The sequence below is a fragment of the Pirellulales bacterium genome (assembly GCA_033762255.1).
Taxonomy (GTDB): Bacteria; Planctomycetota; Planctomycetia; order Pirellulales; family JALHPA01; genus JANRLT01.
This window is the reverse complement of sequence record JANRLT010000062.1, coordinates 1-21662: the sequence shown is the minus strand read 5'-3', so window position 1 is coordinate 21662 and position 21662 is coordinate 1. Positions and strand designations below refer to the sequence as shown.

The 21662-nt window shown below is 57.5% G+C and carries 16 protein-coding genes; 8 read left to right on the top strand and 8 right to left on the bottom strand.

What is annotated here, in order from left to right; genetic code table 11:
- Positions 1-13: 13 nt before the first annotated feature.
- Complete coding sequence (locus SFX18_17035) at positions 14-790, bottom strand: hypothetical protein (GenBank protein ID MDX1964857.1); 777 nt, start codon at positions 788-790, stop codon at positions 14-16.
- 502 nt (positions 791-1292) lie between these two features.
- Here SFX18_17035 and SFX18_17030 point away from each other — a divergent pair.
- Positions 1293-1523, top strand: a complete 231-nt coding sequence (locus SFX18_17030) for an addiction module protein (protein MDX1964856.1) — start codon at positions 1293-1295, stop codon at positions 1521-1523.
- 273 nt (positions 1524-1796) lie between these two features.
- On the opposite strand, the gene cobA is transcribed toward SFX18_17030, so the two are convergent.
- The gene (cobA, locus tag SFX18_17025) at positions 1797-3374 is read right to left on the bottom strand and encodes a uroporphyrinogen-III C-methyltransferase (GenBank protein MDX1964855.1); all 1578 of its coding nucleotides are present in this window, start codon (positions 3372-3374) and stop codon (positions 1797-1799) included.
- Positions 3375-3742: 368 nt separating this feature from the next.
- On the opposite strand from cobA, the gene SFX18_17020 reads away from it, so the two are divergent.
- Together SFX18_17020 and rpsT are read left to right on the top strand one after the other, a co-directional pair.
- Positions 3743-5167 (top strand): hypothetical protein, encoded by a 1425-nt coding sequence (locus SFX18_17020; GenBank protein ID MDX1964854.1) that lies wholly within the window; start codon positions 3743-3745, stop codon positions 5165-5167.
- Between the two features lie 53 nt (positions 5168-5220).
- Positions 5221-5526, top strand: a complete 306-nt coding sequence (gene rpsT / locus SFX18_17015; GenBank protein MDX1964853.1) for a 30S ribosomal protein S20 — start codon at positions 5221-5223, stop codon at positions 5524-5526.
- A 94-nt stretch (positions 5527-5620) separates the two neighbouring features.
- On the opposite strand, the gene SFX18_17010 is transcribed toward rpsT, so the two are convergent.
- A complete protein-coding gene (locus SFX18_17010) occupies positions 5621-6496 on the bottom strand; it encodes a dihydroorotate dehydrogenase electron transfer subunit (GenBank protein ID MDX1964852.1) in 876 nt (291 codons plus the stop codon).
- A gap of 66 nt (positions 6497-6562) precedes the next feature.
- Positions 6563-9151: a pseudouridine synthase gene (locus SFX18_17005; protein ID MDX1964851.1), complete on the bottom strand. Its 2589-nt coding sequence runs from the start codon at positions 9149-9151 to the stop codon at positions 6563-6565.
- 404 nt (positions 9152-9555) lie between these two features.
- On the opposite strand from SFX18_17005, the gene cmk reads away from it, so the two are divergent.
- Together cmk and SFX18_16995 are read left to right on the top strand one after the other, a co-directional pair.
- Entirely contained in the window at positions 9556-10338 is a 783-nt protein-coding gene (gene cmk / locus SFX18_17000; GenBank protein MDX1964850.1) for a (d)CMP kinase, read from the top strand.
- A gap of 32 nt (positions 10339-10370) precedes the next feature.
- Complete coding sequence (locus SFX18_16995; GenBank protein MDX1964849.1) at positions 10371-13925, top strand: PQQ-dependent sugar dehydrogenase; 3555 nt, start codon at positions 10371-10373, stop codon at positions 13923-13925.
- Between the two features lie 324 nt (positions 13926-14249).
- Here the strand turns inward: SFX18_16995 and SFX18_16990 are convergent, their stop codons facing one another.
- Positions 14250-14993 (bottom strand): DUF1080 domain-containing protein, encoded by a 744-nt coding sequence (locus SFX18_16990; protein MDX1964848.1) that lies wholly within the window; start codon positions 14991-14993, stop codon positions 14250-14252.
- Between the two features lie 197 nt (positions 14994-15190).
- Between SFX18_16990 and hemW the strand changes: the two genes are divergently transcribed.
- On the top strand, positions 15191-16411 hold the full coding sequence (hemW, locus tag SFX18_16985) for a radical SAM family heme chaperone HemW (protein ID MDX1964847.1): 1221 nt from the start codon (positions 15191-15193) through the stop codon (positions 16409-16411).
- A 49-nt stretch (positions 16412-16460) separates the two neighbouring features.
- Here the strand turns inward: hemW and SFX18_16980 are convergent, their stop codons facing one another.
- Entirely contained in the window at positions 16461-17543 is a 1083-nt protein-coding gene (locus SFX18_16980) for an energy-coupling factor ABC transporter permease (protein MDX1964846.1), read from the bottom strand.
- On the opposite strand from SFX18_16980, the gene SFX18_16975 reads away from it, so the two are divergent.
- Positions 17538-17744: a hypothetical protein gene (locus SFX18_16975; protein ID MDX1964845.1), complete on the top strand. Its 207-nt coding sequence runs from the start codon at positions 17538-17540 to the stop codon at positions 17742-17744. The two genes, SFX18_16980 and SFX18_16975, sit on opposite strands and share 6 nt — an antisense overlap.
- Before the next feature lie 57 nt (positions 17745-17801).
- The gene (locus tag SFX18_16970; protein MDX1964844.1) at positions 17802-18707 is read left to right on the top strand and encodes a hypothetical protein; all 906 of its coding nucleotides are present in this window, start codon (positions 17802-17804) and stop codon (positions 18705-18707) included.
- 181 nt (positions 18708-18888) lie between these two features.
- Here SFX18_16970 and SFX18_16965 read toward each other — a convergent pair whose 3' ends face one another.
- Both SFX18_16965 and SFX18_16960 read right to left on the bottom strand, forming a co-directional pair.
- The gene (locus tag SFX18_16965; protein ID MDX1964843.1) at positions 18889-20205 is read right to left on the bottom strand and encodes a DUF1552 domain-containing protein; all 1317 of its coding nucleotides are present in this window, start codon (positions 20203-20205) and stop codon (positions 18889-18891) included.
- A gap of 143 nt (positions 20206-20348) precedes the next feature.
- Positions 20349-21662, bottom strand: a 1314-nt coding sequence (locus SFX18_16960) for a DUF1592 domain-containing protein (protein MDX1964842.1), incomplete at its 5' end; no start/stop codon positions are given.

Below are 21662 nucleotides of genomic sequence, written 5' to 3'. Positions count from 1 at the left end.
TTTTTTGTGGGGGTTAGGCCGCGCGCAAGATCGATCCCGCTGATCGCTGGTGTTGTGCGGCCAAATCCGCGCAAATTCGGGCGGCTTGGTCGATTTCGCCCCCTTGTTGGACAAATCCCGCCAAGATATGCAACAGCTTTTCCCAATTTGCCAGCACTGTTCCCCCCATTTCTTCCCGCTGGCCCAAATCAATCCGCAAATGCAAATGCATGCCTGGGGAGTGCAATAACTGTCGCAGCAAACCCTGAAGCCGCCAGTTGGCCGCGGTGGAGCTGATCCACCCCTGGGTGAGTTGCATTTCCGCCTGCAGTGGTAGTTGCCATAACCCGGAATGCATCCACCGTGGTTGGGAAAAGGCCCCATGGCCGGATTGCAACTGCCCATCGCGCTGAACGGAAATTCCCGCGCGGGTGAGGGCATCATAGGGGATGCTGACTTTGCCGGCGTGGGTGACAACCATGCGCAGCCGGTTGCCGGGAGACTTGAGCGCGGCTTGCCATTGCTTGAGCCAGCCCAGAATTTGTGCGCGGTACTGTTGGCGGGAGAGTCCGCTGACGGGGATGGCCCAGCCTAGGTCGGTCCGGGGAAGAGCCGTTAGTTCCGCCAGTTCGGTGGTGGATTGCGGAGGATTACCGCTCCAAACCCACGTAAGCGGCAAGGGTTGTTTTTGCCAGGCGGCAAGCAGCCGCTGCGCGCTGTTTGTCCGGGGGGAAGTTGGGCTACTGGCACGGCATTGGGGGAGATCGACGGATAAGCTTAGTCGTCCTCGCGGCGTATTTTGCGCTGGCATGGGATCCTCCTTGATCCAAGTAACATCGTTCGTCGTGGTGGCAGATCGCGGTTGCTTTCCCGCAACCCGGATGCTTCTTACAAGCCGCCGATGGTATCGGCGGAAAAAATTTGCAATTCGCCACCGCCCCTAGGGATAGATTTCGGCCAGGGGGAAATTGGGTGTGGAAAAAAACCGGGTGCTATGCCGTGGCCGCTATCACCCGAACAAGTTGTGTCAAAGTCTGCGGGTTACGAAAGCCGTGGGGATGGCAGGGTGTAAAAAAGGCTGTTACATTTGTAAAAATGGGGATTCGATCAGCTCGCGACGAATGCAAGGGAATTAAGCAAGTTTCATCAAGAACCAAGTAATCTACACATAGCGGTAAGAAAACCTACGTTTGCGCTATTTGCAGGAACTAATAATTTGACTTGAAAACTTACGCATTAACACATAATAGTAAAGTTGGCAACTAAATTTAGTTTGACATTCCCCACACTATCAAATTGGAAAAGAATATTTTATGAATATTCAACAGAAGATAATTGAGTTGACCGCACTGCCACTTGCCGAGCGATTACAGATCGTTGAGGGGATATGGGAGAGCATAGACGCGGAATCGCCGAGTGTCGATCAAGCCGTGAATGATCAAGAATTACGTCGCCGAATCTTGGATCAAGAATCCTTGGGAGGCGAATTGCTGACTTGGGAGGAAGTTTTAGATCGCTTAAAGACTAAAATTTATGAAATATGAACTTCGATTTCGTCCTGAAATTGTGTCCGACTTGCACTCTGGTTCAGTGTGGTACAAAAATAAATCTTTGGCGGTTGGAATTCGTTTCTTGGCGGAATGTGATCGTACATTGAACAAAATAAAAAAAACAACCAGTTCAAGGAAGTATCGACAATGACGGCGTACGCGCGGTGCGTGTACACCGATTTCCATACGTTGTTTATTATAAAGTCTATGGTTCCTTGGTAACCATTTATGCAATCATGCACGGTGGTCGAGATAGATCGGCTTGGATTAGCCGGCTACCTTAACCCCCTCCACCAGCGCCCGTACGATTCCTGGCATGGTGGCCTCGTTGGCGGTCAGCGCAGCCGGATAGCCCAGTTCCGCTAGCACCGCGCTGGTTAGCGGGCTAATGCTGACCAACCGCGTTTGTCGTAGCGCACTGCCAAAGAGCCGCGCCGCCGCGCGCGCGATGGCGCTACTGGTGATGGTCATCCAATCAAACTTTCCCTCGGACAAATCCGTTGCGATTTGCGGATCGGGCTGGTCAAGATCGCGGCTTTCGTAGACCACGATCTGCTCAATTTTTCCCCCCGCCGCGGCCAGTTGCTCGGCCAAAACTTCCCGACCCCGACTGGCCCGCACCAGCAGACACCGCGCGTCCGCCAGTTGTCCGCCAGCGGCCTGGATTATCGCCCCCGCCATGGCCGAGGCCTCGTACGTGTCCGGCATCACGTCTCCTTTTAAATGCCAATGGCCCAGCGCGGCCCCCGTGGCTGGACCAATCGCGGCGATTTTTGTTTTGCCAAAAGCTCGGGCGTCATGACCAAGCTGCCACAGCCGCTCGCAAAAATAGCGCACTCCGTTCGCGCTGGAAAAAGCAATCCAGGCGTATTGTTCGGTGGCAAGCGCGCAGATTGCCTGATCCAAGGCGGCAAGATCCGGGGGAGGCAAAATTTGTATCAAGGGTTGCACCGCGCAGTCGGCTCCTTGATCGGCCAGCAGCTTAACCAGATCGGCCGCTTGATCGGCCGGTCGCGTCACTAAGATCCGCCTCCCAAACAACGGCCGCGCCGCAAACCAGCTTGCTTGTTCCCGCGCGGCGGCGACCTCTCCCACGATGCACAACACCGGTGGACGCAATTCTCGTTGCTTTACAAAGTCCGCCACGTGTTCCAGGGTGGTCGTCCAGGTTTGTTGATCAGGCCAGGCGCAACGGCGAATCACCACCACGGGGGTCGTGGGGGACTTGCCCCCGGTTAAAAGCGCGCCTGACCATTCCGCCACGCGGGTCACGCCCATGTAATAAACCAACGTGCCGGGAAAGTGGGCCAGCGCTTTGTAATCCACCCCCGGTTGGGATTTGTCTTCTTGTTCATGTCCCGTGACCAAAGCCACGGCCGAGGCATATTGCCGCTGGGTGACAAAGACTCCCGCGTAGCTGGCGGCGGCCCAGGCGGCGGTGATGCCGGGGACAATTTCAAAGGGAATATCATGCGCGGCCAGGGCCGCGCATTCCTCGGCCAATCGGCCAAAAATCAGGGGATCGCCACTTTTGAGGCGGACCACGGTTTTTCCCGCCAGGGCCTGCTCTACGAGCGCGGCGTTGATTTCCGCCTGGCTCCACAAACGCTGTCCCGCGGAGGGGGCTGGGGGAGTGCCGCTTTCTTCCGGACGCAACTGACGGCCGCTGCCATGCTTGCCTAGGCAGATTTTTTGACAGTCGGGAGCCGCCATTTCCAGAATGAGCGGATTCACCAAATAGTCATAGTAGACCACTTGGGCCCGGGCCAGACAGTCTTGTCCGCGAAGGGTGATAAGTCCGGGGTCTCCCGGCCCGGCCCCGACCAAGTAAACCTTTCCTGGCATGCGTGGCGAATGTGAAGTCATGTCGAATGACGCCAAGTCAAGTGTTGCTGCCCGTCCGGAGGGAGGCAATCGTCCATTTTTCGGTAGTTTTCAACTTTGAAAGCCATTTGCCCGCATGTTAGAATATACTCTGACCGGGCTGGGCATAGCAGGGGAACTAGTAACAGTTGAACCGCGGGAGGGGGGAAATTGGCGGTTGGTCATCTGTCTGCTGGGCAAAAGACGACGCCCGGCCCCACCCGTGGTCAACAATTACACCGTGGGCAACATTCACGATTTCGGTCGATTTTTGGGTCAATTCTTGGTATTCACTCATTCCCGGGGGGCATGGCTTTCCGGGCGTGCATTTAGGGACAGCCGACGCGCGTATGGCCAGCATTCCCGCCACTTCCGGTCCGCAACCCATTAACGAGGCCCAACGCCGACGTCTGCAAAGCTGGTTTTTGCACGGCAAGGAAAAACACGACGCAGGGAGCTTTGACTACGCCGCCGACTTGTACATTCAATGTGTCAAGGGGGATCCCGCCAATCTGGAATATTTGCGCGCGTATTTGCAAAATCTGTACAAGAAGTATAAGAACAATCGCAAGGGAGCCTCTTTTGGCGGTTTTCAAGGGGGATCCCACAAAGCCAACCTAAAGAAAGCCCTCTCTGCCAAAGACTGGAAAGGTGCGTTGGATAACGGGCTAGAGGTCTTGCGCATTAATCCTTGGGACGCGCAAATTCTATTGCAAATTGCGCAGGCGGTGGGCGAACTGCAGTGCTATGACGCACAATTGGGCTATCTTAAGGCCGCCTTTGATGCCGCCCCCAAGGATGCCGAAGTAGCCAAGGCCTGTGCCAAGGCACTGGCGTATTTGGGGGATTTTGACCAGGCGATCGTCATGTGGCATAAGGTGGAAGAACTGCGCCCCAACGATGCCGAGGCTCCGCGCGAAATATCCAATTTGCAACGCGATAAAATTTTGGGCGTCGCCCCCAAAAGGCCCGCCGCGGCCGGTCCCCCCGCTGGATCCAAAGGAACACCCCCCGCCGAGGAAGCGACCAAGGGTTCGCCGGAACAACCGCAGATAAAACTTACACCCACGCAGGAGCTGCAAAAAAAGATTGCTGAGTTCCCGCAAGATTTGGAAAACTATTTTCAACTGGCCGACATTTACGTCCACGAGGACAAATTCGCCGAAGCCGATCGCCTGTTGCGGACGGCCCTGGACCTGACGGGACGCGATCTGAAGGTCCAGGAAAAGTTGGAAGATGTGGATCTTAAACGTTCGCGGCACCAGGTGCAGATTGCCGAACAGCGCGCGGCCAAGGATGGGGGGGACGCCGCCAAAGCCCTGGCCAAAAATCTCAAGGATGAACTCAACCGCAAAGAATTAGAAGTTTACCGCGTCCGAGCGGATCGCTACCCCACCGTCCCCCGCTGGAAATTTGAATTGGGTCTCCGGGTCAAAAAAACCAGCAATTTCCACGAAGCTGCCAAAATTTTTGAGGAAATCCAGGAAGATCCCGAACGAGGGGGGCTGGCGCTGCTTGAGTTGGGCGAATGTTTGCAGCAAATGCAAAAATTTCAGCCCGCGCTCGAAAAATATTTACTTGCCGTGGGGAAAATCCCCGAAAAACTGCTGGATATTCGCAAGCTGGCCCTGTATCGCACGGGAGTGCTGGCAATGGGGCTCAAGGCCTGGGACGTGGCCGAGCGGCATTTGACACAGCTAGCGGGGTTGGATTTTAAGTACAAAGACGTCGCTGAACGGCTGGACAAACTGCAACAAATGCGTCATAAAGGGTGATTCCACTCAGCTAAGTGGCTGGAATTTGTGTTCTTTGTGATTTTCTACGAACCATGCCGAATATTAAGAGCGCCGCTAAACGTCATCGTCAAAGCCTTGAACGCCGGGCCTACAATCGCGCGGTCAAATCGGCCGTCAAAACCCAATTAAAGAAAGCCCATGCCGCGGCCGTGGGGGCGAGCGTGGACCAAACCGCCTTGGATGCGGAATATCGCGCTGCGGTAAAAAAACTGGATCAAGCGGCGGCCAAAGGGGTCATCCACCGGAATAAAGCTGCCCGCTTAAAGTCCCGTTTGACGGCCAGTCTCAAACCCATCAAGAATGCGCCGGTTAAGTTGGAAGCAAAAGCGGAAGGCTAATTTCTGGAAAAGCAACGTAGTCCGGAACTCTGATGTTCTCATGCACAAGGCGCGGACCTACGGGGTAAAGCCCCGCCCACGTCAACCGTAACCCTTACCACGCCAATCGCTCGGCCTCAAAGATCGGCCCCTCCACGCAGGTCCGGCGGTAATCCCACGTGCCGTCCGGTTCTTTGACCCGCGTCACGCAGCTAAAGCAAATGCCAATGCCGCAGGCCATCGGCGTTTCCAGCGACACCTGGCAACCCAGGGGCACGGCATGATTCAGGGCGATGTGGCTGACGGCCTCGAGCATTTTTTCTGGGCCGCAGCAGGCGATTTCCCGTCGCCCGGCAAACTCCGTGGCCAGTTCCGCCCGTAGGAGATCCGTCACCAGACCGCGATGCCCCGCGGTGCCGTCATCGGTACTGACCCGCACCTCGATTCCCGCCGACTCAAATTCCTCCACGCCCGCCAGATAAGTCACGCTGCGGGCGCCATACAGCAACAGGACTTGCCGCGGGGCAGGCATGGTTCCGGCTGGCCGGGAAACAGCCAATCCCCCCAGGTATTCCTTTCCTAGCAGCAAGAACGGCGTTTGGCCTATTCCCCCCGCGACCATGATGAGTTGCTCGCAGGGACGCCGGGCAAAGCCATTTCCGAGCGGGCCCCAAATATCCACCCGGGTCCCGGCGGGAATATGGGCCAACCGGCTAGTGAGCTTGCCCACCACCAGGTACACCAGCTCGATGCCTGCCAATTCGCCCGTTGCGTCCCGCCACAGATCGTAAACCGCCAGCGGTCGGGCCAAAAGCGGATCATTCATCCCCGCCAGCCGCAACATTACAAACTGACCGGGAATCACTTGCCGTGCGATTTGTGGGCAAGCCAGCTTAATTCCAAAAGTGTTTTCGGCCAGTTGCCGCTGGCTATGGATGGTCGTTTGCAGTACCTGGGCGTGATCGGCAAAGTAGGCGGCTGAATGGGACATCCGTGGAAAAAATCTGAATGCTAGGAAATTAGATTGCTAAATTCAGGGGATCAAGATTGAGTGGGGCTACGGACGGCGACCTCCGGGACGGCGTGGACCGGACTTTCCGCCGGGGCCTCCTTCGGGTCGATTGAACCTACCCGCGCCACGGGCGTGACCTGTACTGCCACCAGGTTTACCGCCGGAACGTCCGGTGCGGGGCCCTCCTTTGCCCGGGGGAGCGGAACGACCCGAGGATCGATTTTCCGATCTGTCAGGTCCTCCCCGCCCACCCATGCCACGCGCCGGGCCACCTCTTCCCGTACCGCTATATCCAGAGCCACCCCGTCCTGATGCGCCGCGGCCCCCTGCACCATAACTCGATCTCGCGCCATAACCGGATCTTCCACCGCCGCTTGACCCGCCATCCCGCGTGGGACCGCCGCGCTCGCCGCCCGATCGCTCTGTGGAATCACGTTCCGGTCGGGGACCGCGCGAACCACGAAAACCGCCGGACCGTTCTCCCCGTGGGGCAGGCCCTTCCCGCCGCGCGCCATATGCCGGCCGCCGTTCGCCTCGCTCTGCTCGGCCAGGACGTTCACCTCGGCCAGTGCGATCCGCAGATCCCCCGCGTTCGCTGGCATCCCCGCGCGCTCCAGCCCCGCGTGTTCCGGCATAGCCCCGTCGCTCTCCGGGGCCGCCGCGGCGATCATCCGTTCCGCGTCGACCTGGGGGACCGCCCCGCCGATCACCATAAGATTCGCGATTTTCACCCGCTTCGCGGCGTGGTCCCGATCCTCCCGGCGCACGCCGGCCGGTTCCCGCAGGCCCATCGCGTCGTGGTCCCGAACGTTCGTATCTGTTACGTCCCGGTCCGCCACGTCCCAGCCCGGTTCCTTCACGCCTACCACGGTCGGGTCTGTCTCGCTCCGCACTTCCGCCTGGGGATGCATCTCCCCGGGAAGGGCGATCGGCATCTCGGTCCGCGCGGGTTGCCCTTGGCCCATAGCCCCGTTCGGCATCGCGCGCTGCGCGCCGCGCGTCGCGCTCGGCGTTGGCGGCGTCGGTTTTACGCTTGAATTGGGCGTGTTGCTTTTTTTGGACCAAGAAGCCTTTGGGACGCAATTTGCGTCGAGGCCCCTTGGCGGCGGATTCCTCCTCGCCAGCCGTTTCATCTCCGGCGATTCCGGGAAATCCCTCTAGGAAATCATCGTCGTTATCCAGTTCCGTCTCTGAATCATCGTCGCTGTTTTGCGCGACGGGGGGACGGGCGCGTTTGCGGGGAGGGCTAGGCGGTATTTCAGTTTCCGACTCCGCCGGGGAATCCTTGATGCTCAGGTCAATGATCGGCTGGTTGGCGGGTGCCGCGGGTTTCTTGGTTTTTACCCGTGCGAGCGAATCGCTGAGTTTGGATGAGGGGACCGGATCTTTTGCTTGCTGGCCCCGTGACGCTTTTTTGCTCCGGGATTTGCGTGGAGCATCTTCCTCGCCCGCATCATCCTCATCGGCAATGACAGAGCCTTTTTTTTGGTAATGGCCAAAGGCTGTATCCCAAATATCGGGGATCACCGGCGTGGTGGAGTCGCTTGCGTCCGCAGCATCCCATTCACTGTCAAACAGCGCGGGTTCGTCGTCTTCATCCGCCACAGCTTCTTTCTTTCGGCGCTTGCGCGGTTTTTCCGTCGCGGACTCGGCGGGGGTGGGAAATTGTGGGCTGACCGGGGCACTAGCGTCGCCAGCCTCTTGATCCTCCACGTCTTCATAGTCTACTGGCGCGTCCGAGCGGCCCAGGCCGCTCAGTTCGTCCAGGTCTTCGTTATCCAGCGTGTTTTTGAATGTCTTTCGCGGGGGACGTTTCTTGGTTGGTCCTGCGGCAATGGCGTCCGCCGCGGCTTGCTTGAGCGCGGCGACTTCGTCCAGGGTCAGGGGGCGGTACTCCCCGGATTTCAGATCTCCTAATCGCAGCGGACCTTGTGAAATGCGCTGCAAGCGCAATACCTTGTGCCCCACGCGGGCCAGCAGTCGCCGGACTTCGCGATTACGCCCCTCGTCGAGGACAATTTCTAATAGCGTGCTGTGTTGTTGTTTCGCCTTGAGTTTGACGCTTTTGGCGTGTGCCCAGCCTTCGGCCAGGTGCACTCCTTCACGCAGTTTTTCCAGCACTTGGCGGGTCGGCTCGCCAGCGACCAGCGCCAAGTACGTTTTTTCCACGCCATAACGCGGATGGGCCAGCAAATTCGCCAGATCGCCGTCATTAGTAACGATGATCAGTCCCTCGCTCGATTTGTCCAACCGCCCCACGGGAAAGAGGCGGGCGTCCGACCGGACCAAGTCAATCACGCGCTCGCGCCCGGCGGGATCGCTGTTGGTGGTGACCACGCCCAGGGGTTTATTGACCAAAAAATATCGCAGCTTTGGTTTGGGCAGGGGTTCGCCATCGACACGAATGGTCTGCTGGCTGGGATCGACCTTGGTGCCAAGTTTGGTGATAACTTGGCCGTCAACTTCTACGCGGCCGGTGGTGATCAGTTCTTCGCAGGCGCGGCGGCTCCCTAGTCCGGCGGACGCCAGCACCTTTTGCAGACGTTCCCAATGCGCGGTTTGGGGATCGAGGGGGTCTTGGCCCGGTTGGTCATTCGCGGGACGGGGTGGTTGAGAAGGATAGCGTGGGGGCATGTTCGTTAGTTCCCCCCACTCGGTGAGAGGGTTTATCGATGTTTTTTCCGTGATAAGGAAAGGTGTTGTGTGTTCCTCTCACTCCGTGAGAGGTAATGGGTGTACTCCTCTCACTCCGTGAGAGGATTTGAAATTCATTCCAGTGGTGTTCTTACAAATTTGGGTGTTTAATCTCAAACTTGCAAAATGGCGTGAATTGTTCCGCGCACGGAGTGTGCGGACTACATCGCCAACACGTTAGTCTACCATGCCCTCGCTCGCTTTACCTAGTGAGTCCCCCTGGGTAAATTTGGCAATTTTCACGGTTAATCTTGGTACCCCCTTGTTTCTTCCCCAAAATTTAACATCTTTTGGCGATTCCGCCCTAATTTCCCCTTTTGCAAATTCTCGGCTAAAATAGGTTTATGATTGTTACCTTGGACGGTCCCGCCGGAGCAGGAAAAAGTACCGTGGCCAGACAGTTGGCCGCGCGGTTGGGCTTTCGTTTTTTGGATACCGGAGCGATGTACCGGACCGTGGCATACGCGGGAAGTGTGCGCCAGCTGGATTGGACCCAGCCCGAAGAGCTGATTCGCTTGGCCGGAGAGCTAAGCATTGAACTACGCGGGGAGCGGGTTTTTTTAGATCAGACAGATGTCACTACCTTGATTCGCACACCCGAAATTACCGCCATTACGCACTATGCCGCCAATAATCCCGGCGTCCGGGGCATCTTGGTCGAGCAACAACGCCGCCTAGGCGCCAGCGGCAATATCGTGACCGAGGGGCGCGATCAAGGGACGATCGTTTTTCCCCAGGCCGAGTGCAAAATCTTTTTGACCGCCAGTCCCGAGGAACGGGCCCGTCGCCGCCAAAAGGAACTTGCCGAAAAGGGGGCCACGGTCCCCTTTGCGGAATTACTGGCCGAGCAAAATCTGCGCGACGCACGCGACAGTTCCCGGTCGGTTGGACCACTGGCCCAGGCACCGGACGCGCTGTTGGTCCCCACCGATGGATTATCCCTGTCCCAGGTGGTGGATCGGTTAGAAAGCGTCGTCCGCCAGCGAATCGCCGTCTTGCGGCTGAATGTGGCTATTCCACCCGCGGGGGAGCCCAATGACACAAATGGGGGAACGGGGACCATACCCCCGACCGCGTATGCGGATCATTCACTCCGTGCGGGCGGAGCAAAGCCCACCACGGTCTAAATCGTTCATCATTGCCAGTAAAGGTTTGTGACATGCAATGTCGTGCCCGGAAAACACCGCTTGATCCTTCTGTTCTTTATAGGCAAAGGTTTTCCTGGCAAAAGAGTTATGTCCTGTTGGTCTGTTGTGGATGGGTGTTGGCCGGTGTTGTCGTGCTGGCCCAGGGTCCGGCGGCCCCCCCCGCGGCCAAGTCGTTGCCCGCGACGCCCCAGTGGATTTGGCACGCGGGGGATGGGACCGATGTAAACGCGATTCCCGCCGGGACGCGATATTTTCGCTTTACGTTTAACACCAAGGCTACCTTTGACAACGCCAATCTGGAAATTGCCGCCGATGACGCTTACGAACTGTTCGTCAATGGTCAATCCGTGGGAACCGGCCGCGGCGCCGCAAATGTGGGCCAGTTTGATTTAACGCCCTTTTTGGTGGCGGGACCCAACGCTTTGGCCGTGCGGGTTGAAAATACCGCCAAAGGCTCGGCAGGTTTGATGACTTCCCTTAGTCTGCGGACCAAAAGTTCCCCGGTGGAATTGCTAGTGAGTAATGCTCGCTGGAAATCCACCGACACGGCCCCCGCGGGATGGGAAGAAACCCTCTTTGCCGACGCCAATTGGCCGCAAGCTGGAGAATGGGGACCTTATGGCGGCACGGCTCCCTGGGGAGCGCCTCCGGGGGGTGTCTTTGCGGGACGGCGGTTTCAGCCCCTTCCCGGATTTATTGTCGAATGCGTGGCCGATCCCGCCCTCACCGGCTCTCTCACCCGTTTTCAGTTTGACCATCTGGGCAGACCGCTTGTCACCCGTGAAGGCCCCTATGCCCTGGGAAAAAGCGATCCCTTGCCCGGCCAGGGGGCAACGTTTGTGCTGACCAATCCCGACGGTAACGGCAAATTTCAAAACGCGGAATTGTTTTCCAGTTTGGTGCTCGATTGCCAAGGGTATTTTGACCTTTTGGGAAATTTATACTGCGTCGGCGTCGGTGCCGAGGGTCCAGGCGTCTATCGTCAAAGCGGACCCGTCGGCGGAGCGCGCACCAAGGCGGAACTGCTCTATGCCATCCCGGGAAAGTACCACTATCACGGTCCACACCAGATTTTGCTGGGACCGGACGCCCGCTGGTATGTCAGCTTTGGATATGAGGCCGGTCCCGTGGAGTTGGCGGCTAACTCGCCGTATCGAGATTGGTACGAGGGGCACGCGCTGTTGCCGCTGATTGATCCCCGTGCGCAGCGGAGCGCTCCGGGGGGAATGGTTCTGCGCAGCGTGGATGGCTCGGGCAAAACCTGGAATGCGTTTGCGGGGGGCTTTCGCAATCAATACGGTATCGCATTTGACGCTACTAATGACCTGTGGGCGTGGGATAGCGATCAGGAAGGGGATGTGAATCTCCCCTGGTATCGGCCCAATCGGTTGGAGCAGGTGATTGCCGGCGGCGAATATGGCTGGCGGAACGGCGGCGGGGTCTGGCCAGAATATTACCCTGACGGCCTCCCCGCGACGGCGAATACGGGGCGGGGGTCCCCTTCTGGCATGGTTTGTTACCGGCATACGGCATTTCCCGCCGAATATCACGGCGCGCTGTTTTGTGGAGATTGGAGCCTGGGACGTATTTTGGCGGTCTTTCCTCCGGCGGCGGGTAGTTCCGCCCTACCGGAATGGCGCGAATTTTTGACCGGGCAGCCGTTAACCGTGACCGATTTGGATGTCGGTCCCGACGGCCACTTGTACTTTTGTACGGGAGGGGGGAACACCCAGGGGGGATTGTACCGCGTGCGGTATGTCGGTCCGGCGGCGGGAAACAGCGCGGCCGCGACAGCCACACCAAATGGCAAAACCGATCAGGCCGCGCAGGCCAACTCCGCCGCGCTCTCGAAGGCCGAACGGGCCATCCAGGCGGCTATTGGCCAGCCCCAGCCGCAAAGCGCTTGGGGCCTGGCCGCCATTGCCGCCGCGCGGCAAACCGCTGGCACCCGTTGGGATAGCGACCTGCCAAAGCTGACCGCGGATCCTGGTTTGCCCCTCGATCAACGACTGCGGGGCCTGGCCATTCGCAGGCTGTTTGGCCCGTTGTTGACCTCCGCCGAAATCACCAGTCTGCTAAAAGAAAAAGAGCCGCAATTGCGCGCCTATGGAGCGCGGTGCGTGAGCGATTATCGAGCCGACGCGCAAAAAATTCCCTGGATGGATTTGCTGGCCGATGCCAGTCCCCTGGTCCAGCGTGCCGTGCTGGAAACGCAGTTAGCCGTGAATCTGCCATTAACCACAACCACGCGCGAGCGGATCGTTAATTTACTATCCTCGGAAAATCGCCAAGTCCGATTTTTGGCCCTGCGCGCCCTTTGCCAGGACCAGCCCGCGGAGCTAACCCCGCTGTTAGCCGCGACAGAGTCCCCCCGCGCGTCCGCGCTCCTCATGATCGCGGTTGCCGTCGCCAGCCGGGACCCGGCCCTGGCGACACAGTTATGGCAACGTCAAAACGAGTTATTGTCCCATTCCCGCCCAGGCACAGGGTTAGTGAATCCGTTCGCCGACCCGGCGGCGGAAGCGACTCCCGCGGATCCCGCCGCCAATGGCAGCTCCGCCGAAAAAACCTGGAATGACGAGACTTGGCTGGACATGTGCCGGGCGTTTCAATTAACGGCGATCCTGTATCAAAACACCTGGCAGACGTTTTCTCCCGCCACCCGACCGGCCAATGTCCCCCCTTTGCCAGAGCAGGCCCGGGAAACGGCCGGATTATTATGGGAACAATTTTCCAAGGCCGATTATCGCGTCCAGCGGGAAATGGCGGCGATTGCGGTTTTGGCCAATCTGCCCGACACGGCGGAAGTGTTATTGCGGCAAATGCGCGCGGGAATTCCGCGCGAGCAGCAGTTTCACTATGCACTTTGTCTATCGCAGTTGCGCGGCGGCTGGACCAATGAACTGCGGTTGGAATTTTTGGATTGGCATTGTCAGGCCCAGGCTTGGGGCGGGATTCGTTCCTCGGCCTTGATTTTAGTATTTGAAAGTTGGCTGGCGGGATTGCCCCCTGATCAGGCGGGGGCCTTTCGCCGCCAACGCAAGGACCGCCAGCCCGAGCGCGTGGAACTCTTGCCCCATAAGCCCGTGGCCAGTAAATACAGCGCGGCGCAAATCAGCGAGTACTTGGCCGGGCACACGGGAAATGCCTCCTTGGGTTTGCCACTGCTAGAAAAATCCCGCTGTCTGGCGTGTCACCGCTTTGGCGCGGCGGGTGAGGCCGCGGCGCCGGATTTATCGGCGGTGGGCCGCCGATTTTCCCGCCAGGATCTGATCGACAGTCTGATTTATCCCAGCAAGGTCATCGCCGATCAATATCGGGGGCGGGTTTACACGCTCAAGGATGGCCGCAGCGTCAGCGGCGTTCCCCTGGCCGAATCCGACACCGAAATCACCGTCATGCAGGCCGATGTCACCCGCGCGACTATTCCCAAGGTCGAAATTGACGAATCAGAACCCGCCCCGTTGTCGCTGATGCCAGAGGGACTGCTAAACGAATTGTCACTCGCCCAGATCGCCGATCTGCTGGCGGCGCTGGAAAGCGGTCCGCCCGAGGATGGCAAATGAGCGGAACTAAACCACGAATTGCGGAGCCACGGTATTTATCACACAGAGCCACGAAGGAAGGGGGAGTAGTCCCGAGCAGGCAAAATTCCGCATGAATTTATCCGTGTTTCATCCGTGTAAATCGGTGGCTAAAAAAGAAATTCTTAGGCCACGGATGGACACGGATTTTCACGGATAAGGGATTTAAATCTGTAGTGGAAAACAGTGAAATGATTGAAGTTGAAAAACATCTTCGTTTTCTTTGTTCAATCTTTCTTGCATCTTTTCCGTTCTGCTCTGTTATCCCTGTGGCTCCGTGCTAATTTGAATCTTTCATTTCCGCAATCACAGCTCGCGAATCCAAATGTTGCGGTACTTCACGGGGTTGCCGTGATTTTGCAACGAGATCGGCAGCTTTTCGGGGTGCTTTTGGTATTGGGGAGCGCGGTCCCAGGCGGTGGTCCCTTCCAGTTCAAAATGATTCTGAACCAGGACGCCATTATGCAGCACGGTGAAGGCGGCCTTCTTGGTTACGTTACCCGCGTCGTCGAACTTGGGCGCGGTAAAAATGATGTCGTAGGTTTGCCATTCCCCCGGTTTGCGGCAAGCGTTCACGAGCGGCGGGCTTTGCTTATAGATGCTGGCGCATTGGCCGTCAAAATAGGTTGTGTTATTGTAAGAGTCCAGCACCTGCACCTCGTAGTTTCCCATAAAGTACACGCCGCTGTTGCCGCGTCCCTGTCCTTCGCCGGTCACATGTTCCGGGGACGCCCATTCGATGTGCAATTGACAATCGCCGAACGACTGCTTGGTGGTGATCCCTTCCCGCTGGACGGTGGCCGCGCCGTTTTCGATTTTCCATTTGTCGCCGTTATGCCAGGCGTCCAGCGATTTGCCGTCAAACAGGACAATCGCGTCGGACGGAGGGCCATTCTCCACCCCCGGCGTGACAACTTTGGGCTCGGGCCAGACTTTGCCGCTTTTGTATTCGTCCGCGATCAGGTTCCACACCCCCATCCCGCCGCACGCAATGATGGCAATTCCCATGGCGGCCCACCAATGACGCGAAAGTTTCCGAATCTTCGACATCTCGTCTTCCCCCTCGTTGTAAAAAATGGTGCTGTTTACTCCCGGACTGTGACTGATTGTAATCTGTGGGGGCGGGGCTGACAAACTCCCCGATTTAGGGACAATCCGCCCGCATCTGTTAAAAAATCCGGCCCCGTCCTTGTCCGCCAATGGTAAACTTTTGGCTAAGTATCCGCTTCAATCGCCTAAATCCATTCATGACGCCGCAAGCCGCTTATCTTCACGTCCCGTTTTGTCGGCACCGCTGCGGCTACTGCAATTTTACGCTAGTGGCGGGGCGGGCCGATCTGGTCCCCGCGTATTTGGACGCGCTGAATCGGGAGCTGGCGGCCCTTACCCAGCCCCGACCCGTGCGGACTTTGTTTATTGGCGGCGGCACGCCCACGTTTTTAAGGGGTGCGGACTTGGCGCGGCTGCTGGACTTGGTCAATCATTGGCATCCGCTTTTGCCTGGGGGAGAATTTTCGGTCGAGGCCAATCCCGCGGACATTGACGCGGAAATTCTCGGTCAGTTACGCGCTGGCGGCGTCACGCGCGTGAGCCTAGGGGGGCAATCGTTTTCCCCGCGCAAATTGCAATTGCTGGAGCGCGACCATGACGCCGCGCGGATCGAACAGGCCGTGCGGCATATCCAGGATGCGGGATTGGTGGCGGCGGTGGATTTGATCTTTGGCGCGCCGGGCGAAACCAGGACCGAGTGGCAAAACGATCTGGATCAATTATCGCGTTTAGCCCCCGCGCATGTTTCCACCTACGGATTGACCTGGGAACGGGGAACGCGATTTTGGAACCGCCGGCTGCACGGCGAGCTGCAATCCGTGGACGAGGCGACCGAGGCAACCCTGTACGAATTGGCAATGGCGGAACTAACCGCGGCGGGCTATTTCCATTACGAAATATCCAACTTCGCCCAACCCGGGCGGGAATGCGCGCACAATTTGGTCTATTGGGCGGGAGGCGAGTACTACGCCGCCGGTCCTGGCGCGGCCCGTTACGTGGCGGGAGAACGCTCGACCAATCATCGCAGCACGACAACGTGGCTGGCACGGCTAAATCAGGGGCTATCCCCCGTGGCGGAACGGGAACGATTGTCGCCTGACGAACGCGCTCGCGAACTGGCGGTCTTTGCCCTGCGGCAAATCGCGGGCTTTGAGGTGGAATGGTGGCAGGAGCAAACCGGACAAATTTTTGACCAGTTCTTTGGCGATTCCGTGGCCAGATTGCGGGCCTTGGGCTTACTGGAAATAGTAACGTCGCCGGTGGAACAGTCCCTAGGCACGGTCCCTAGTCGCCGCGCGCGATTAACCCACCAGGGGATTATGCTGGCGGATAGTGTCTGCGAAGAGCTGCTACGTAGCAGGCAGCGTCCCGCTGCCGTTGCGACTGGTAAGAATTCATCGTTTGTAACAAAGACATAATTTTCACAATGGACACGGCACCTGGAAGGTGCCGGCTACGTACTTTCCCCTACCGTCGTGGCGACAATTTTGCCAAGCGCGCTTTGCTCATTGCCGCTTGAGCTATAACTCCCATCCAGACCACTCCAGACACCATCGCCAAACCTAGCCAGCCCGCCAACATGCTTGACCAACCCATCCCGGGCCAAAACGGCAATTCATAATCCGCCAGTTGCCAGGGAGACAATGTGTTTTCTAGCCGGGCCGCCAACGATCCGGCATTTTCGGCGATGGCCTCCATATTTAACTTGGTAAGCGACCATTCCAGGCCATCGGGTAGGCTGGACGCCCAGGGGGCCAACACCACGGCCACCAATGCCAGACCCGCGGTATAAATTGCGGCGGTAAAATTTGCGCCCGGCAACACTCCCACGCGCTTTGTCCCCCGCCCCCGCGAGAAAGCGACCGCGTAATAGATCATTCCCGCCGCCAGCGCATCCCCCAGGCCGATCCAGGCATGAACGGGCAAAAGCGTGGTGGCCACCAGCCACCAATTAACTTGATTTGCCACTGCCAATTGCACGGCGCAGCTTAGGGCCGCCGCCATGACCGAGACCCAACCTGCAAAAGCCACTCCAGCTAACTGAGCCAAGCGAGCGATATGGCCTAAAGGCTCTGGCTTGCCTTGGGCAGAATCATTTCCCAAAACAGCGTTGCTTAGGCGCAACGCCCCCCAGCCCACCCATACGCCCACGATGGCCATATTAAGGATATTTGCCCCCAGGGTGGTTAGTCCGCCATCGCCAAACAGTAGTGCTTGTACGGTGATAATAGCCGCCATGAGCCACATGGCAGAGCGGGGGCCAAAGGCTATTGCCAAGGCCAATCCCCCTAGGATGTGCCCCGAGGCCCCCGTGCTAATGGGAAAATTCAACATTTGCAGGGCAAATACCAAGCCCGCCCCCCCGGCCAACAGGCCCGGCGTGGGTGGTACCAATCCCTCCCCCGCGGCCAAATTTTGGCGGGTTGGAGAATCCCCAGTCCCCAAAACGCGTTTCCACCCGGGGAAAGCACTAGCGGCTAGGGCGGCGGCGGCCAAAACGGCGGAGGCCGCGCTGGTGGTCAAATCCAACTGATGGGAGGGCAAATGCATAAAGTGGCCAATGCTGCAGGTGAATTTTACTGGGAAAAACCGGCTGCGAAAAAACCAACAGGTCACGAAGAGCACAAAATGTCAAAAGCGTTCTGTTTCTTTGCCGGGCAATTTATTTTCCCAAAGTGGGCTAAACTGCTCAAGTACAAAACTGCCATTTGCCAGCCGGGGATAAGAAAAATTCCCGGATGTTTGTTATAATCATCATCTTAGAATACACTTTTCTCCCGTGAACTTGCCAAAAGAGGGGTCCTACCCATGCTTGATAAACCGAGACAAATGTTAATCGATCAACAGCCTACGGAAGGGCGGCGACGGGTTTCAGCGAAAGCAGGTTGGTGGTTATTATTGGGCTGCTGGGGTTTAGCGCTGGGGGGATGCGGCTCGGGGACCTATCAACAGGCCGTCGATACCGGCAAAAAGCAAATCGACTGGTATCAAAAATTTGACAAGCTGGAAAACGCCTATGCCAATGTCGAGCGCACCGCGGTCGTGTACCGGCTGCCGCGGATCTTTGCCCAGGTGGAGGGGGGAAAGGTGCTCACCAGCAAAGCCAAGAATCCGCTGGTGGATTCGGATTTTGCGATTAACAAAAACTGGATCACTCCTCCTGAATTATCCGCGCTGTTGACATTAAAACCGTTTAAATATCCCTTCGTGGCGAAAGTCGAATACACCGGCACCGAGATTAAACCCACCAACAGTGAAAGCGAAAACCGAGGAGAGAAAGTTCATTTGCCGGTGCAAATGTCCATTTGGGTGTTTCCCGAAGGCAAGACAGCGCTGGGGGATAAAGTGCTCAAAGCCGTCCCGGTAAAAAGCTGGGAAGAGCGCAACATTGATTTGGCACCCATGCCCAATCAAGACAACCAGGGAAAGCAGCGGGGGGTCAAGTTTGCCAAAATTGACAATGCCAAGGATTTTATTTCAATCCTCAGTAGCCAGTTTGATGGCGCCGCCGCTAATCAAATGCCCAATGAACCCGGCGAGATTCAACTGTGGTATCTGGACCTCGACAAAAACAAGGTGCTGATTACTTGGCGGTATCCGGACAAGATCAAGGATTCGAGCCTGCCCCCGGATAAGATCGAGGAATTGGGGGCGATCGTAGCCGGGGCGATTAGCGCGGAGGAGTCATTGGTGGAGGCGAATAAAGGGGGCTGATTGGTTTTTGGTTGCTGGTTTTTTGGTATTTGGAGGAGTGGCATTTGGAGTAATGGAGTTTGGAAGGGGACTAGTTCCCCTGCTCCCCAGCACCCTAGCTCCCCAGCACCTCCGCAAGTCTCGGGCTAAAGCCCAAGCTACACGAAAGAATTTCGGAACTTATTGCAAGTTTCGCTACCCTTTAGGTTAACCCCAGCGGTCCCGCGCCGCAGAAGTCGCGGTTACCAAATTTGTCAATCCGGTGGCCAAAAGCATGCGCCAGGGACAGTAACAACCGGTTGTGCGGCTGATCCTTAAAGTCGTGGGCCTGGCCCAGCTTAAAGTCGAGCCCCCCGCCCACCAGCACAAACGGGATATTGTCCAGCGTGTGGCTATTACCTTGGCCCAGTTCGTTGGTCCAGATCACCGTGGTATTGTCGAGCAGCGATCCCCCTCCCCCCGGTTCGGGCGTTTCGGCCAGCCGCTGGCACAGGTAGGCCAGTTGTTCACAGTACCAGGTGTTGATTTTGGTCAGTTTTTCCACGGCTTGTTCGTTGCTGTCCGGCTCGTGCGACAGTTCGTGATGCCCCTCTTCTATCCCCAGCCACCGCATCTTGGGCTGGCCGACGGAATTCGTGATTTGAAAGGTCGCGATCCGCGAGAAATCCTGGGTAAAGCTATTAACCAGCAATTCAATTTGCAGCTTGGCGATTTTGGGGATATTGTCGTTTTCCTCCTTAATGCCTTGTTCTAACTCGGGGACGGCGTGGCCGACGTTGGCGGATTGGTCGGTTTGCAGTTCGGCTTCCATTTGACGGACAAAGCCCGCGTGCTCATCCAGCAGGCGGCGGTCCTCGGCACTGACGGCCTGGGCCAGCTTTTGCAGGTCGCCGCGAACCTCGTCCAAGACGCTGGCTAGGGCCGCCTGGTCTTTTTGCTGGCCGTACAGCTTATTAAACATGGCGTAGGGATTATCGATGGGGGCGATCGGTTTATTTGCCCCGGCATAAACCATGCGCGTCCAGGTGTCGGCCCGTTCCGGCACCAACACGCCAAATTCCAGCGACCCAAACCGCGTGCGCGTGGAGTCCTGTGACTGCAAAAAATGCTTTAGCTCTTGGTCAATGGAAATCCCGCTCGCCCAACCAGCGGGCGTGTCGGAGCCTCCCTGAATGTTGCCGGGGAATAGCTCTGTCCCGGTCAAAAGACAGCCCATGCCGCGCATGTGGTTGTCGCCATCGCCACGGACCTTGTCACAGACCCCCTTGAGGATCAGAGTTTTATCCTTGAATGGAGCCAGGGGGGCCAGAATCGGCTTTAGCTCAAAATCCGCGCCGAATTTTTCCGGCCAAAAGTTCTTGGGCACGATGCCGTTGGGGCTAAAGATCACCACCAACCGCTGTTTGCGCGCGGTTTGGTTGGCAAAGCCCAAGCTGGGAAGATTTAGCACAAAGGGCAAGCTGGCGGCGCTGAGGCCCAATTTGCGTAAAAAATCGCGGCGGCTGGCGTTATGTGGCATGGGAATGTTTCCTGCGAAATGGCTGTACTGAAAAATGATTTATTGTGGGCCAAAGGCATCTGTTTCAATGCGGGCCAAAGGCCCGACCTATCCCAGCCTAGGGCAAGCGCAGCGTCGCCCTAGGTACAATTTAGTTTACACCCTTAGGGCGTATCGGCGAAATTTGGGGGGGGAGCCAAGGTGGACTTTAACAAAATGGCAATAATTAATGGTTTTAGTTGGTGGTTTCCCTCGACTAGGGTGGTTACCAATTCGGGGGCGGATTGCGATCCATACGCCCGCACCGGCTGCTGGATCAAGTGGTGAAAGAGCTGGGTGCAAAAAGCTTCTTGGGCTTCGGAACTGGATAATAAAAAGTCCGCCAGCTCCCGGGCGTTGTTGACTTTGACCAGTTGGCCGTCGCGCGTCAGGTAGCTGCCGCTGGCGTCAATGGGCTGGCCGTTTTCCTCGGTTCGAAAACGCCCCACCGCGTCAAACTGTTCTAGCGCGAATCCCAGCGGGTTGATGATGCCGTGGCAACTCATGCAGACATTGGCCTTGGTCTGGAGGGCCACGCGTTGGCGGGTGGTCAAGTCGGGATGCAAATCCGGGGCGAGTGGAGCCACGGCCTCTGGCGGTGGACGTAGCGACATTCCCAATATCCCCCGCGCTAAAAACACTCCCCGATGAATGGGAGAAGTGGTGGCATTATGGGCAAAGCTGGTCATCAAGTAGGGATGGGTCAAAACCCCCGCCCGTTCGTTGGGGTTAAGTTCATATTTGGCAAAGGGAGCGTCCGCGGGGGCGTCGATACCGTAAAACTTGGCCAATCGTCCATTCAGATAAATCTGCCGCTGGCGAAATAAATCCCGCACGTCCGCCGTGGCTAGAACATCCCCGCCGCTGCGTAAAAAGTCCTCCAGTTGCAGCTCTAACGACGTTCGCAGGTCGGCAATCAGTGCCTCGTCAAACCCGGGAAACTTGGTCTGGTCCTTGGCCAAGTCTTGAATTTGATCCGCCTTGAGCCAGGCAAGTAAAAATGATTTCAGCTTAAAAACCGCGCGCGTATCGCGCAGCATTCGTTCGATCTGGTCGCGGATTTGCTCCGGGGTCTGCAGTTCGTTTTTGGCCGCCGCGTCCCGCAAGGATTGATCAGGCAGCGAATCCCACAACGCCCAGGCGAGTTGTTCGGCGCGGGCAAATGGTGTATTTTGCGGCTGGATGTCGCGGTATAAAAATTGGGGGGATTTGAGGCCAAGGATCAACACGCGTTTGGCGGCCTCAGGGGGATCAGTCGCCGCAAACTGTTGCTCGATATAGGATTTCCGCTCCTCAACGGTCAACTCCCGCCGCCAGGCGCGGGCGAGCCAGGTTTCGCAAAAATCCTGAAGTTTTTTCAGCCGTTCGGGGTGCTGCTCGTCGACTTCTAATATGTTATTTAGATTGGCCAGGATATACCCCGTGGCCTCCAGGGCGGC